This window comes from Alkalicoccus halolimnae (assembly GCF_008014775.2).
Taxonomy (GTDB): domain Bacteria; phylum Bacillota; class Bacilli; order Bacillales; family Salisediminibacteriaceae; genus Alkalicoccus; species Alkalicoccus halolimnae.
Window position 1 is genome coordinate 530,692 of record NZ_CP144914.1, and the last position, 13,519, is coordinate 544,210.

General features: G+C 43.8%; 12 protein-coding genes. 9 read left to right on the forward strand and 3 right to left on the reverse strand.

The window, feature by feature from the left end:
• The first annotated feature begins 135 nt into the window (after positions 1-135).
• The 4 genes from FTX54_RS02365 (at position 136) to FTX54_RS02380 (ending at position 5,112) form a co-directional block, all read left to right on the forward strand.
• The gene (locus FTX54_RS02365; RefSeq protein ID WP_147803982.1) at positions 136-651 is read left to right on the forward strand and encodes a GrpB family protein; all 516 of its coding nucleotides are present in this window, start codon (positions 136-138) and stop codon (positions 649-651) included.
• A gap of 413 nt (positions 652-1,064) precedes the next feature.
• Positions 1,065-1,913, forward strand: a complete 849-nt coding sequence (locus FTX54_RS02370) for an esterase/lipase family protein (protein WP_147803910.1) — start codon at positions 1,065-1,067, stop codon at positions 1,911-1,913.
• A gap of 448 nt (positions 1,914-2,361) precedes the next feature.
• On the forward strand, positions 2,362-4,377 hold the full coding sequence (locus tag FTX54_RS02375) for an ATP-dependent Clp protease ATP-binding subunit (RefSeq protein ID WP_147803911.1): 2,016 nt from the start codon (positions 2,362-2,364) through the stop codon (positions 4,375-4,377).
• A 228-nt stretch (positions 4,378-4,605) separates the two neighbouring features.
• On the forward strand, positions 4,606-5,112 hold the full coding sequence (locus tag FTX54_RS02380) for a Gmad2 immunoglobulin-like domain-containing protein (protein WP_147803912.1): 507 nt from the start codon (positions 4,606-4,608) through the stop codon (positions 5,110-5,112).
• A 270-nt stretch (positions 5,113-5,382) separates the two neighbouring features.
• On the opposite strand, the gene FTX54_RS02385 is transcribed toward FTX54_RS02380, so the two are convergent.
• On the reverse strand, positions 5,383-5,883 hold the full coding sequence (locus tag FTX54_RS02385; protein ID WP_187254558.1) for a phage holin: 501 nt from the start codon (positions 5,881-5,883) through the stop codon (positions 5,383-5,385).
• 514 nt (positions 5,884-6,397) lie between these two features.
• On the opposite strand from FTX54_RS02385, the gene FTX54_RS02390 reads away from it, so the two are divergent.
• The 3 genes from FTX54_RS02390 (at position 6,398) to FTX54_RS02400 (ending at position 8,683) form a co-directional block, all read left to right on the forward strand.
• A complete protein-coding gene (locus FTX54_RS02390) occupies positions 6,398-6,559 on the forward strand; it encodes a hypothetical protein (RefSeq protein WP_187254559.1) in 162 nt (53 codons plus the stop codon).
• Positions 6,560-6,716: 157 nt separating this feature from the next.
• Positions 6,717-7,358, forward strand: coding sequence for a 5,6-dimethylbenzimidazole synthase (gene bluB / locus FTX54_RS02395; protein ID WP_147803914.1), 642 nt, complete (start codon positions 6,717-6,719; stop codon positions 7,356-7,358).
• Positions 7,359-8,140: 782 nt separating this feature from the next.
• The gene (locus FTX54_RS02400) at positions 8,141-8,683 is read left to right on the forward strand and encodes a YceI family protein (RefSeq protein ID WP_147803915.1); all 543 of its coding nucleotides are present in this window, start codon (positions 8,141-8,143) and stop codon (positions 8,681-8,683) included.
• Positions 8,684-8,845: 162 nt separating this feature from the next.
• Here the strand turns inward: FTX54_RS02400 and cyoE are convergent, their stop codons facing one another.
• Positions 8,846-9,742 carry a heme o synthase gene (gene cyoE / locus FTX54_RS02405; protein ID WP_147803916.1) on the reverse strand — a complete coding sequence of 299 codons (897 nt, stop codon included), beginning with the start codon at positions 9,740-9,742 and terminating at the stop codon, positions 8,846-8,848.
• A gap of 344 nt (positions 9,743-10,086) precedes the next feature.
• Here cyoE and FTX54_RS02410 point away from each other — a divergent pair, with 344 nt between their 5' ends.
• Positions 10,087-10,476 carry a GNAT family N-acetyltransferase gene (locus tag FTX54_RS02410; RefSeq protein WP_147803917.1) on the forward strand — a complete coding sequence of 130 codons (390 nt, stop codon included), beginning with the start codon at positions 10,087-10,089 and terminating at the stop codon, positions 10,474-10,476.
• A 97-nt stretch (positions 10,477-10,573) separates the two neighbouring features.
• Positions 10,574-11,440, forward strand: a complete 867-nt coding sequence (locus FTX54_RS02415) for an alpha/beta fold hydrolase (protein ID WP_147803918.1) — start codon at positions 10,574-10,576, stop codon at positions 11,438-11,440.
• A 368-nt stretch (positions 11,441-11,808) separates the two neighbouring features.
• On the opposite strand, the gene FTX54_RS02420 is transcribed toward FTX54_RS02415, so the two are convergent.
• Positions 11,809-13,173 carry an ABC transporter substrate-binding protein gene (locus FTX54_RS02420; protein ID WP_147803919.1) on the reverse strand — a complete coding sequence of 455 codons (1,365 nt, stop codon included), beginning with the start codon at positions 13,171-13,173 and terminating at the stop codon, positions 11,809-11,811.
• Positions 13,174-13,519: the final 346 nt, after the last annotated feature.

The window sequence follows — 13,519 nt, forward strand, 5'->3', positions numbered from 1 at the left end:
TTCTTATTTCCAAAAACATATAGTTAGAAATATACTAAAATCGAATATTTTAAGGTAATTTTCCTAATGTGGATTAGTTAATTCTTCAATATGCCCTCCATGAGACTCAAAAAAATGAAACAGCGGGGTGATCATATGCTCGGTATGCCAAAAGGAGAAGTGTTTACAGTTCCGTGGACTGACGAGTGGGAAAAGGAATTCCAAATGGAGAAAGAAAACATTATCAGAAAAATCGGCAGTCATATAAAAGAAGTTCATCACATTGGCAGCACCGCAGTGGAGAATTTAAACGCCAAGCCGATTATAGATATAGCGGTGGAAGTAGAATGTTTTGGAGACGGAGAAAAGTGTATCAGGCCGCTGGAAGAGCTCGGCTATTCCTATAAAGGAACAGAGCTTGTGCCGGACAGATACTATTTCAGCAAAGGGGAGCCGAGGACCCATCAGATCCATCTGCATGAAAGCGGAAACCCGTACTTACAGGAGCAGCTGTTATTCAGAGATTACCTGCGTAACAGTGAACAGGCAAGAACGGACTATGAAGAGCTTAAAAAGCAGCTTGCCTCGGAAGCACAGGGGGACAAGTATCAGTATAATGAAGGAAAAACGGATTTTATTAAGGCAGTTTTGAATGGGAAGTACCGTCTATAGATCTTAGTTCGGGCCTTCAGTCTGAAGATCCACTTTTGCGAAAGAGTTTCTCGCAAAAGTTAGCTGAAGACAAGCCCTCGGGAAAGCGTCCGTCTGAAATGGAGGTCATGTACCTTATTCGTTTTTTATAGGATTGTCCTCTGTTATGAAATGAATTCAAATAAATGAAAGGGGGAAATATCATTCGAAATAATAGCCTCTTTAAGAGGAAGGCAGTACATAGAACAACGGCGTCTTGAAGGAAAAAACAGGAGCGCATTGACAAAATTCTAAATTTTCTATATATTTAATAACTAAGTTAATAGTCGGCGTGGAGAATCTGAGAAGCTTATCGAATACTGTCTGGTATCCAGGCAGTCAATTGGTGAGCTTTTTTTCATGCAGGCTATATTTAATAATTTTGGAGGGATTAGATGCTTAAAAATTTTGTGCCGTTCTTTTTGGTAATCGCTTTCTTTATTGCAATTCCGGGTCATCTCGAGGCGGAAGCTTCGACGGAAAAGTTTTTACTTGAGCAGGGGACACCGCCCCCGGGTGCTAATCTTGCCAGTTGCGAACCGGCTCTGGAAGACTCGAACCCGATAGTGCTTGTTCCAGGTACATTTGAGAGAAGTGCGCAGAATTGGCTTACGCTTTCACCCGAGCTGGCTAAAAAAGGGTACTGTGTCTACGCAATGAATTACGGATTAACGCATGCGGGACCATCCACTGGTGATATTAAAGAGTCAGCTCATGAATTAAAAGAATTTGTAGATAACGTCCTGGAATTAACCGGGGCAGATAAAGTGGATATTATTGGGCACAGTCAGGGCGGGATGATGCCGAGACAATACTTAAAGTTTTTGGACGGAGATAATGATGTGGAGAATTTGATAGCTTTTGTTCCATCTAATCATGGAACGGCGGGATTTTTTGGTTTAGAAAGGCTCAACTCGGGGACCGCTGATATTACTTCCTGCAAAGCCTGTCAGCAGCAACTTGTAGGATCGACGTTTCTGGAGAAGCTGAATCAAGGGAACGAAACACCGGGAAATGTCTCCTACACTGTTATTTCTACAACAACAGACCAGGTTGTTATTCCTTATACGTCGGCGTTTCTTGACGGTCCGGAAAAGCATGTATCAAATATTACTATTCAAGACTATTACCCGTTTAATCTTGCCGGTCATCAGGAAATTGTGTATGATCGCTTATCTTTTGCCTTCGTATTTGATGCGTTGGAAAACGAGGGGCCTGCAGATCCTGACCGGGCAGTAAAATAGATGAAGCAATCAAAAATATACAGTAAAGAGGAAAAGGTCTGTCCTGTTGACTTATGAGGCAGACCTTCTTTATTTTGACAATTATGAAATTAAGTAGATAAATGATAAACAGTCGCTTTCGTTTCCATGGGGGCGCAGGGCCGGCCTCAGCTAATTCCATCCTCCCTGCAGTCGTTCGGAATGGTTCTCCTCCACGGCAAGCCTGCCGAGTTGCAGCGAAGTTTGCTTATCAACCTCAAACTTAAACAACGCTTTTATTTTACGGCTTCGAATGGATTTTGATCGAAAAAAATGGCGTCTGTAAGCGTAATAAATAATATTTTCTTTAAAGGTCAAAGAAGGTTAAATAAATTATTGACCTTCTTTGACCAATGGGTTATACTAAAATCAGTAAAGGTTAAAGATGGTCAAACTAACCCGCATACAGACGAATAAAGGAGGAATTTAAATGAAATGTCAGCATTGTCATCAAAACGAAGCAACGATTTATTATCGTGTCAATGTGAACGGAGAGGAACAAACCGCCCAGCTCTGCAGCCGCTGTTATGAAAGTTTAACAAAGCAGGCACATCAGAGCGGGAACTCGGCATTTTCTCAGCCGCAGGGCGGATCTTCTGCGCAGGCAGCCCCTCCTGAAGAAAAAGAGCAGAGTGTACTGGAAACGTTCGGAAGAGATCTCACAGCCCAGGCGAAAAAGGGTCTGATCGATCCCGTTATCGGCAGAGATGAGGAAATGGAACAGGTAGCGGAAGTATTAAACCGGCGTAACAAAAATAACCCGGTGCTCATTGGAGAGCCGGGTGTCGGTAAAACAGCAATCGCAGAAGGTCTGGCTTTAAAAATCAACGAAGGGGACGTACCGGAGAAGCTTCTGAATAAAAACCTGATTTCTCTGGACGTAGCGTCCATTCTTTCCGGAACAAACTACCGCGGCCAGTTTGAAGAAAAAATGAAGCAGATCGTGAAGGAACTGGAAGAGGATCCGACGATTATTCTCTTTATCGATGAGATTCATCAGCTTGTCGGCGCCGGGAAAACAGAAGGCTCCACGGATGCCGGCAACATCCTGAAGCCGGCACTCGCCGCTGGACAGATTCAGGTCATCGGAGCGACCACGTTCCAGGAGTACCGTACAGTGGAAAAAGATGCAGCACTCGAACGACGCTTTGAACCGATTACCGTAAAAGAGCCGAAAGTAGAAGATATGATTGCGATTCTGAAAGGACTTGCACCGAAATATGAGGCGTACCACGGCGTCCATTATCCGGAAGACGTGCTTGAAGCATGTGCCCGGCTGTCCGACCGTTATATTCAGGACAGAAGAATGCCGGATAAAGCGATTGATTTAATGGACGTATCCGGTGCAAAGCTGAATCTGCGGCACGGCACGAGGAATAAAGATGAGCTGGAACGCCGTTTAAGAGAGATTGAAAAAGAAAAGCAGCAGGCGGCAGAAGCAGAACAGTATGAAAAAGCAGCCCGTCTGCGCCAGGAAGAACTGCAGCTGCAGGATAAAATGAACAATAGTGAAAACGAAGCAGTGCCGGAAGTGAATATTGTGGATCTCCAGCAGATTATTGAAAAGAAAACAGGCATTCCGGTGCAGAAACTGGAAGCTTCCGAGCAGAAAAAGCTGCAGAACCTGGAAGAGCGGCTCGGCACCCGAGTTGTCGGCCAGAAAGCTGCCGTAGAAGCCGTCGCGAAAGCCGTCCGCCGAGGGAGAGCAGGATTCAGGCGGGAAGGACGCCCAATCGCATCCTTCTTATTCCATGGCCAGACAGGAGTCGGGAAAACAGAACTGACCCGTATCCTGACAGAGGAAATGTTCGGCAGCCGGGAAGCGATGCTTCGGCTCGACATGAGTGAATATATGGAAAAGCATACGGTTTCCAAGCTGATCGGTTCTCCTCCGGGCTACGTCGGTCATGAAGAAGCAGGCCAGCTGACAGAACAGGTCCGCCGCCGTCCGTACTCGATTATTCTGCTCGACGAAATGGAAAAAGCCCATCCGGACGTGCAGCACATGTTCCTTCAGGTGTTGGAAGACGGCAGGCTGACCGACAGCCATGGGCGCACGGTGAGTTTTAAGGATACGATTATTGTTATGACAACCAATGCCAATCCGCTTGACGCTTACTTTAAGCCGGAATTTCTAAACCGGCTCGACCGTGTTGTCCGCTTTGAAGCACTTGAAAAAGAAGATTTAAAGAAAATTGTTTCCCTCATGCTCGAAGAAGTAAAACAGCACAGTGAAGCCCAGAAAGTCGATATTACATTTACAGAGGAAGTGGTTGAATGGCTCGCTGAACACGGGTACGATCCGAAATACGGAGCCCGTCCGCTGCGCAGAACCATTCAGGAGCATATCGAAGACAAAATTGTCGATGAAATACTTGCTGATGAAAAGCTTGCTTCCATCGAAGTCCGTGTGGAAAACGATCAAATAGCCGTGCAGGCCGGCTAAACAATAAACGCCTTCTTCACCGGTAAAAAAACCGTGGAGAAGGTGTTTTTTAGTTTAAATCAGCACTGCAGAGCTGGACCACAGCTTCTGTTGGATCAATATATTTCCTGAAAACTCATTTCGTACTTTCAAATGAAATGTAATAGTTTAATTATTCTGTCAATTTAAGAGAAGTTAGGATAAAATAGAGAACAGGGGTCCGGTTCTTCTCTACGAGGAGGATGACTTATGAGTAAATTACTGCTTGCTCTGACGCTGCTAGTTTCCTGCTTTCTTTTCGCGCTGCCGGCGGGTGCCGATTCGCATTTTGAATATGAAAATGATTCGTTCCGTATTCATAGTGCCGAAGCTGACGGACATACAATCCATATTGAAGGAGAAGCCCGTGTTTTTGAAGCTACCGTGTCCTACGTTGTCGTCGAAGATGGTACGGAAATAGACGAAGGATTCACGACAGCGACCGCAGGAGGACCGGAATGGGGAGAATTCGAGCTGGCCATTGACATCGCCGAGCTGGAAGAAGGAGAAACACGCGATCTTACCGTCATCTTATTTGAAGAAAGTGCCGATGATGGCAGCCGGACGCACGAGCTGGAAATTCCGATAACAATTGGGGAGGAAGAAGGAGAGGAACTTCCTGACACCTCCACTTCTTACCCTGCCGCGATGCTTATTGGTGCCCTTGTATTAATGGCAGGAACGCTTATGCTTTCCCGTCGACGCGCCGTTAACTAAATTTCGGGAGATCGGACCCCTTCATTACACCGGCTTCCTTTTCAGTGGAGCAGCTCCCGGATGTTTCAGTCGTTTATATATACTCTCCTGCAGACATGCCCCTTGAAGAAAATGATCTAGTAAACGATCTTCCTTTAGACAGTTAACGTAAACATCCAGCCAGCCTGTCTTGATAGGAAAAAACGGAGTATGGCGCAGGCGCGCCCATACTCCGTTTTAGGTGGAAGAAAACGTTAGGTTTCCTTTCTTCTATCTATTGATTTATATAAGCTAATTTTGTTTTCCGCTGAAGGCTTCCACTTGTTTTTCCAACCTTTCCACAGTCTTCTGAAGTTCCTGAATCTCTTGATGCTGCTTCTCGTGCAGCTCCTTTTCCTTCTCCAATCGCTCGTTCTCTTCCCTTCTTAATATTTCATTTTTCATTTCTTCCAGATCCTTCCGAAGCTCCTGAATTTCCTTCTCATGTTTTGTTTGCATCTCTTTTTCACTGTCTTTCTTATTTCGAGAAACCAGCTCTGAAATTCCAATGATTCCTTCCGATTTATACTTCTCTTCTTTCATGACAGCGTCCCCTATTTCGGCTGCTTTGGTCAGACTGTTGTTTTTCCACCAGGCCCATATTGCAGAGGCGGTTAAGATAAGAGTGGCAACCTGCTGGTCCATTTCTTCGTCTGTGATCGGGAGTGCCGAATTATCTCCATACGAAGCGAGAAGCTGATTTACAATCGCTAAAACTAAAACATTGGAACGTACAAATGTGCCTGCCTCCATAATCATCCTCCAATCTAATCTGTTTTTTATAAGCAGTTAGAGAATAAATTATCCAGCTTTTCAACATACTATATTTTTTAACTACATTGATTGAGAAGTATTTTGGAGGAAGAGCAGCGCTTTCTTTTAGAGCCGGTTATACTTTAAGTAACGAAGGGAGAAGGGAAAGAATCTTTTTTACTTTCTTACCCTACCCGAAGATAATTGATTTAATGCTCCATACTGAAATTCATTAGTTATCAAAATGCGGCGTTTGTTGCTCACGCTGCCGCTGCTTAAAACATATCTGTCTTTTAATTATAATTAAAAAAGGAAAAATAAACAATTAATTATTTTGAATATTCTGATATTTTTGCAATTATTTTTCAAGAAGTAAATATTATAAAACTTATGATTACCTGAAATTCATACAGGCTCTTTACCACCTTGTTATAAAATCGATGGTCAGGCCCCGACTTTTCCTCACTCAATAGGCAGTAAATTAATTCGATCAGCCTGCAAAAAGGAGTTCTATATGGATACAGAGAAAATAGTAGATAAAAGCAGGAGGGAGAAAAAGGAGTTCATCATATTGAAAATACTAATAAATATATTCATCAGGCCGTTTATTGATAGTGAGGTTGAAATAGATTATTTTGAAGACAGGGAAAATGTATTAAGCGGAATGGTTTTATAAAGCAACAAGGTTGGAGTTCAGTGCTTGTTATTCCGGCAGTGGGTGCGCAGCAAATATGTCGCAGTAATTACTAAGCTGTGCTGGAAAGATTAGCTGTTGAAGCATTAAATCGCCGAATTTCAATAAACACTCTAAACAGAACGGATGTGAAAAAGATATGTTCAGTGAGGAAGAAAGAGATGCCATGTATAAGGTGATTTACAGCAGGAGGGATATTCGGACGTTTTTGCCGGATCCCGTTCCTGAAAATAAAATCCACAGAATACTCGATGCTGCACACCATGCCCCTTCTGTCGGTTTTATGCAGCCGTGGAATTTTGTTTTAGTTTCTTCAGGCGAAATTAAAGAAAAACTGGCCTGGGCCGCGGATAAGGAAAGGCGGGCGTTAGCGATTCATTATGAAGAGGAGAAAGCGTCAAAATTCCTCGGATTAAAAGTAGAAGGCCTGAAGGAAGCTCCTTTAACAATATGCGTAACGTGTGATCCGACAAGGGGAGGCTCTCACGTATTAGGCAGAAATTCGATTCCGGAAACCGATATGATGTCGACAGCCTGTGCGATTCAAAATATGTGGCTCGCGGCCTGCTCGGAAGGACTGGCCATGGGCTGGGTGAGTTTTTATAAGAAAAATGATATTCGTGATATTTTAGACATTCCTCCGCACGTGGATCCGCTTGCGCTCATTTCTATTGGGTACACCGATCACTATCCGGAAAAACCTATTTTAGAAACAGCGGAGTGGGAGAAAAGGCGTTCGCTGGATCATCTTATTTTTGAAAACAGATGGGATCACCGCTGACACCTTGGTTTCCCGGGCAGCTTCACAGTGCTCGATTTACGCAGGAAAGCATGCAGGCCCGGCTGATAAGTATATCCTGTGCGTTAAGTGTTTACTGGATGAATTATAGAGATAGATATGCTGACTGCTGTTTCTAAATAAAGCGGGAAATGCGGTGTTACGTAGATTCTTACCTGTCAGAACGGAGAGGAAAAAAGTCTGTACGCATTGAATTTTTTGAATCAAATTACAGTTTTTACCTTCCGCTTTTGGTATACTTATTTTAACATCAACTGCATATAGTAAGCATAAATTTTGTGGGGAGCCGGGAAACATTGAAACCAAATATTTCAACGTTTCCCGGAGACTGCTTTTGTCTCTCATTCATGGTTGTAAAATGCTTCAAAAAGGCACTCTCCTGCTTCATGAAACATGTTGAAGTAAAAATCGCGCTTTTAAAAAACTGAAAATTCAAATTTTTAGAAAGCAGCTGGCTCAAATAATGACACGTTTAACATACAGACAGTTGTCTTGATGAGACGATTCCCGTAAAAGGTGGCGACGAATAAGGGAAAAGAGAAGTCTGGGAAATTGTTTGAAAACGTGAGAGATATTTCCGGAAAGCAGCTGCTAAAAATAGTCATTAATAGCTTACTTATTCTGGCGGGATGAAGGAGGTGCTTAATCAGGGAATGCCGTAAAAGGACAAAGCGTGGTTGAATGCAGGTTAGAAAAAAGCCGTGTTGGTCGTGTCAGACGCATCGTCCGTGGAATTTACAATAAAATATCAGGAGGTTGTATGTATGGCAAAAACCATTTGGTCTATCGATCCCGTTCACAGTGAGGTTGGGTTTTCCGTAAAACATATGATGATATCAAAAGTGAAAGGGCAATTTGAACATTTTGACTCTACAATAGAACTCGATACCGACAATTTAACAGATGCTGTGGTTGAAGTAGTGATCGATGTTACGAGTATTAATACCCGGGAAGAGAAGCGTGACAACCATTTACGTTCAGCTGATTTCTTCGATGTCGAAAATCATCCTCATATTACTTTTAAAGCTAAAGAATTTAAGAAGAAAAATGATAATCAATATGATGTGATTGGAGATCTTACCATTAGAGGGACAACAAAAGAGGTCACCGTTGATGTGATTTTCGAGGGGCAGAGCAAAGACCCGATGAGTGGTAACGTCGTTGCCGGGTTCAGTGGGCATACGAAGATTAACCGCAAAGAATTTGGATTAACATGGAACGCTGCGCTTGAAACAGGTGGAGTACTCGTAGGGGATGATGTACAAATAAATTTTGAAGTGGAGCTCATCAAGCAAGGAGGAAATTAGTATATAAATTAAATTTACAAGCCTGGACAGATGGAACGAATGATGTAGAAAGTAGATCTTCTTTACCGGGAGGAAGGAGGAACTAAGGCAGTCTTAATAAAAAAGGTGAAGCAGCGCCGCGCTGCTCCACCTTTTTTATACTGTTTTTTAACCGGACCGTATTTATAAGACGTTCAAAAACAATCCGATGGACGCATAAATAATGACCGTAAAGTAAACGCCGAGCATATGCACGAGGGAGAATAGAAACATCTTATTGGCCCATCTTTCAATATTCTCTTTCCGGGAGCCGAACAGACTGAGTCCGAGCCAGAGAAAACCTAAAAGCAGGGATACTAAAGTCAGCCCGAGGCTCAGCGGCAGAAATAAAAAGCTTGAGAGGATAAGTAAAACTAAATACACGTTCGTCTGCAGATACGTGCGCTCTGCCCCTTTAATCACCGGGAGCATCGGGATACCCGCCGCCGTGTAATCTTTCTGCTTGCGGATCGCTATTGCGTAAAAGTGCGGCATCTGCCAGATCACCATAATTAAAAACAAAGCCCAGCATGCCGGGTGCCAGATGTCCGGAGCGACAGCGGCCCAGCCGATTAACGGAGGCATGGCGCCGGAAACACTGCCGACTTCCGTGTTCCAGATTGTATAGCGTTTTGTCCACATCGTATAAGGAACGATGTAGAAAACGATTCCTAACAACCCGAGAAACGAAGCGAGCGGAGAGGCGAAATACAGCAGTACCAGTCCGAGCACTAATAAGAGAACTGCCGCGGCTAAGACTTTTTTAATAGTAATTGATCCTGTGACAGTCGGACGGATTTTCGTGCGGGCCATCAGGGCATCAATGTCACGGTCGTACAAGTTGTTGAACGCTCCGGCTGCTGCGATAACGGCTGCTGTGCCGGAAATGGCTAAAATGATATTCCAGATGTTGTCGACAAAACTGTATTGGTACGTATATAAAGCGAGCATCAATCCCGCGATCATCGGAATTAAGTTGGATTTAATAATGCCGGTTTTCACGACCTGGGCCCATAAGGTCTTCTGTAATTGCTTTTCCATATTATTTTATAGCACCTCTTATACTCTTGAAGCTGATATAAACTGAACGAACCACAAAATTCATCATATCATCTTTTTGACTTATTCACATTGAAACAATCTGCAGCTATTTCCGTATTTAAAAAGGAATGGATAAATAACAGCTGGACTGCAGACTTACGATAGGCATTCTGGAGCTGTTATAGTTATGCAGATATACACTTTATTTTCACTAATCGGGCAGTTTTTAAGCTCTGCAGTGATCGCTTTCATCCAGGCAGCCTCAGGTTTAAGAGGGAGGAGTTTTTATTAAGGTAAAATATTTTATATTTAATTGTGTACTTGATGAGAAGATTTTAAATGGAATGATGGATGTACATAAGGGGATCTTTGGCGAGACGGACAACTTTGCCTGCAAAATGAAACGAAAGCCTCGCTTAATGGTTATTATTGCGATGAGGGAAGCCAAGGTAATTGGATATAAGGCCGGTTATGAAATGGATAAAGATAAATTTTACAGCTGGTTAGGAGGAGTGGATGCCGTGTATCGAAATCGTGGTATCGCTTCCGCCTTAATGGAAAAGCAGCACGAATATTTAAAACAAAGTGGATATCATATTGTACAGACAAAAACAAAGAATAAATGGCGGAACATGCTTCTATTAAATATAAAACATGGATTTGAGGCAGTTGAAACGTATTATAATGAGAGAGGAGTTCACAAAATAGTTCTTGAAAAGAAACTGGTCAATTGAAGCAGTACCAGACCAGGAGCAGGAGGAGTGAAGGTATCCGCAAGAAGAAAAAAGCAGAAATCAAAACGAAGTGTCTTTTGGAAAAGGAGGGTTTTACATGCCATCTCTATACGGTACTTTCACGAAAGAAGGTCAAACTATAGAATACACAATCCATGGAGAGGGACCTGCTGTTCTGATGTTTCACGGGGGCCATTCCAGCTGCTATGAAGAATCAGGCTACGAGGCGCTGCTAGCCAGCGGGTTCTCGATTATCACACCGTCCCGGGCAGGCTACGGTAAAACGTCTGCCTCTATCGGACGTTCCCTGTCAGAAGCATGCAGGTTCTACGCCGCACTGCTCAGCCATCTTGAAATTGACGGTGCGCACGTTGTGGCTGCTTCTGCTGGAGGGCCGACTGGGATTACGTTTGCTTCAGAGTATCCGGAACTGGTTCGTTCGCTTACGCTGCAGTCCGCGGTGACGAAAGAATGGCTGAAGCCGGAAGACCAGACGTACAAAGCTGCGCGCATTTTATTTCATCCGAAAACAGAAAAGTACACATGGAAAATGATCAGTACGATAAGCACAGTTTTCCCGCGCTTTATGTTCAAACAGATGTTTTCCTCTTTCAGCTCGCTGTCTTACACAGAAGCGGGGAGCCGAATCGCAGACGGTGATCACCTGACACTTGCAGCGATGAACCGGCGCCAGCGTTCGGGGGAGGGGTTTCTGATTGATCTGGAGCAGACGAAAAAAATCACTCCGGAACAGCTCGAGGCCGTGTCGTGCCCGGTGCTCATTATGCACAGCCGTTTTGACAGCTCGGTTCCGGTTTCACACGCGCAGCACGCCGCAGAGAACATGCCGCAGGCGGATCTGCAGCTGCTGGACTCATGGGGGCATCTTATCTGGCTCGGCCATCTGGCGGAGGAGACCGACGAGAAATTGGCAGCCTTCTATAAGAATCTTAGAGAGATCTAATTCGAGGAAATTTACTTCATTTAAAAAACTCGATAAAAGCAGGAAACGAAAAATAGACGGTAGCAGAGGAAATATTGCGGAAAAACAGAAAAAAGCACGAAGCAGCCCCGGGGGAACAGGGAGCTTCGTGCTTTTTGTGCCTTTATTTCTTACAGCATCCAGATAAACGAAAAAGAGGGGTGGGGCTGCCCTATAAAGATATGGGCATGGCTTCGCCCGGACAAAAGCCTGTTAGTCAAATCCCGGTCTAACAGGCTTTTTAACATCTTGTCCGGCTCGGCGCGTGCTTTCCAGGCTGTCTCGATATACCTTTTGAGACAGTCTCTCTATTCCATCCAGAAGACACAGAATAAAACATAATTGTCTGTTTATTCTTCCATTCTAGGTCTGATACTTTCTTCTGCCTGGTCCAGAGCTTCCTGAGGAGACTGTGTCTCTTCCCGGATCACATTAAACATCACGTTCGTATCGATTTCATCTAGAACATCCGGAGTGTTAGGGGTAATATTTACTCCCTCAACCTCCTCTCTGATGTCCAGAAGAAGATCAAAGATATCATCATTAAAGTACTCGTAGAATTCGCTGTCGGCCTGGATTTCTTCTGTATCCCAAACGTCCCAACGAGGAGGATCGAAGCCAAGCTGAGTCCAGAGGTTAATATTTCCTTCTTCCGACATTTTGGCGAAGTAGAGGAAGTCTTTTGCCAGATCGACATTTTCGGACTGGCTCGTTACTGACGTTCCTGTACCGCCCATACCTACTGTCCGGGCATCGGATTCCTCAAATACAGGCATCGGACGAATTTCCATCTTTCCTTCCAGGTCAGGCATTTCAGCCAGGAAGTTGGACATATAAAACAGTGGCATGATCGTGGAGGCAGCGCCGCCGCCGTTCATGAATCCATAGAATTCTTCCGAGTGGTTTTCTTCACCGGGAGTAATTTCCGCGATTTCGTGCTCATTCACTAAGTCGGATACAAACTGCAGTGTTTCGACGTTTGTTTCATTTGCTAACGTCAGTTCACCTTCATCATTAAAGAAATCGGAACCACGCTGTGCAACAAAAGGCCAAATTCCATACCAGTTAGTGGAGATGGTCGTCATCGGCACTTCCGTATTTTCAACAACCTGTTCCCCGGCTTCAACATAATCATCCCACGTCTCTATTGTGTCGATATCGACGCCGGCTTCATCCATAATATCCATATTGTAGTACACGACAGTAGCACCTAAGTGTGTAGGCGCTCCATAGTAGGTATCTCCGTCTGCATAAATGTCCAGGCGCTCTGTAATGAATTGATCAAGTTCTCCTTCAATCAAATCATTCAATGGTTCCAGCTGTACATCTCCCTGAAGGAAGTTAGGAAATCTGGCAATTTCAATATCTACGAGATCCGGTGCTTCGGAGCCTGACTGCAGGGCAAGCAGCAGGTTGTTATGCATTTGATCGAACGGATATACTTCAGCCGTTAACTGAATTGGATTATCCGGGTTTTCATCATTCCATCTTATGGCAGCGTCCTCAAAAAATTCAGCATGTGTTTCTGCAAAAGTCCAGAAACTGAGTTCCTCTGCTCCTTCAATATCATCGCCGACCACAACTGATTCTTCAGCTTCACCATTTCCTGCGTCAGCTTCACTATCATTACCGGAATTTTCTCCTCCATTACTGCCGCAGGCTGCTAAAACCAGCGAAGTGCCCCCCAGCACGGTCAATAAATATTTTTTCTTCATTGATATTCCTCCCTCTTTAAAATAAATATGTCAACGCTTACATAAATAAGCGATAACTTCATGAAAAAAATAAATCAGCGGAAACGGGTAATGAATACAGCCTTGGATGATAAAAAAAGATTGGAGATAATTTATTGAATGAATTAAGTTATATGCATTATAATAAATTATTAATACGTACAAGTCAATAAAATTTACTGATTTCTCTGAAAGGAAACAGAATATCGCAGACGTATTCTATAGTGAAATGAAACAGCGTCAAGTCTCCGCGGACATGTTTATATTGGACGCCAAGTTTTAAAATCTGTCTGGAATGCTGCTGCAAGTAGGGAAGGCAGGTTAAATG

Excerpts from the sequence above, each read along its gene's own strand:
- FTX54_RS02415 (WP_147803918.1), top strand. The coding sequence starts at position 10,574 with ATGCCATCTCTATACGGTACTTTCACGAAAGAAGGTCAAACTATAGAA.
- bluB (WP_147803914.1), top strand. The coding sequence starts at position 6,717 with ATGTTCAGTGAGGAAGAAAGAGATGCCATGTATAAGGTGATTTACAGC.
- cyoE (WP_147803916.1), bottom strand. The coding sequence starts at position 9,742 with ATGGAAAAGCAATTACAGAAGACCTTATGGGCCCAGGTCGTGAAAACC.
- FTX54_RS02420 (WP_147803919.1), bottom strand. The coding sequence starts at position 13,173 with ATGAAGAAAAAATATTTATTGACCGTGCTGGGGGGCACTTCGCTGGTT.
- FTX54_RS02380 (WP_147803912.1), top strand. The coding sequence starts at position 4,606 with ATGAGTAAATTACTGCTTGCTCTGACGCTGCTAGTTTCCTGCTTTCTT.
- FTX54_RS02375 (WP_147803911.1), top strand. The coding sequence starts at position 2,362 with ATGAAATGTCAGCATTGTCATCAAAACGAAGCAACGATTTATTATCGT.
- FTX54_RS02390 (WP_187254559.1), top strand. The coding sequence starts at position 6,398 with ATGGATACAGAGAAAATAGTAGATAAAAGCAGGAGGGAGAAAAAGGAG.
- FTX54_RS02400 (WP_147803915.1), top strand. The coding sequence starts at position 8,141 with ATGGCAAAAACCATTTGGTCTATCGATCCCGTTCACAGTGAGGTTGGG.
- FTX54_RS02365 (WP_147803982.1), top strand. The coding sequence starts at position 136 with ATGCTCGGTATGCCAAAAGGAGAAGTGTTTACAGTTCCGTGGACTGAC.
- FTX54_RS02385 (WP_187254558.1), bottom strand. The coding sequence starts at position 5,883 with ATGGAGGCAGGCACATTTGTACGTTCCAATGTTTTAGTTTTAGCGATT.
- FTX54_RS02410 (WP_147803917.1), top strand. The coding sequence starts at position 10,087 with ATGATGGATGTACATAAGGGGATCTTTGGCGAGACGGACAACTTTGCC.
- FTX54_RS02370 (WP_147803910.1), top strand. The coding sequence starts at position 1,065 with ATGCTTAAAAATTTTGTGCCGTTCTTTTTGGTAATCGCTTTCTTTATT.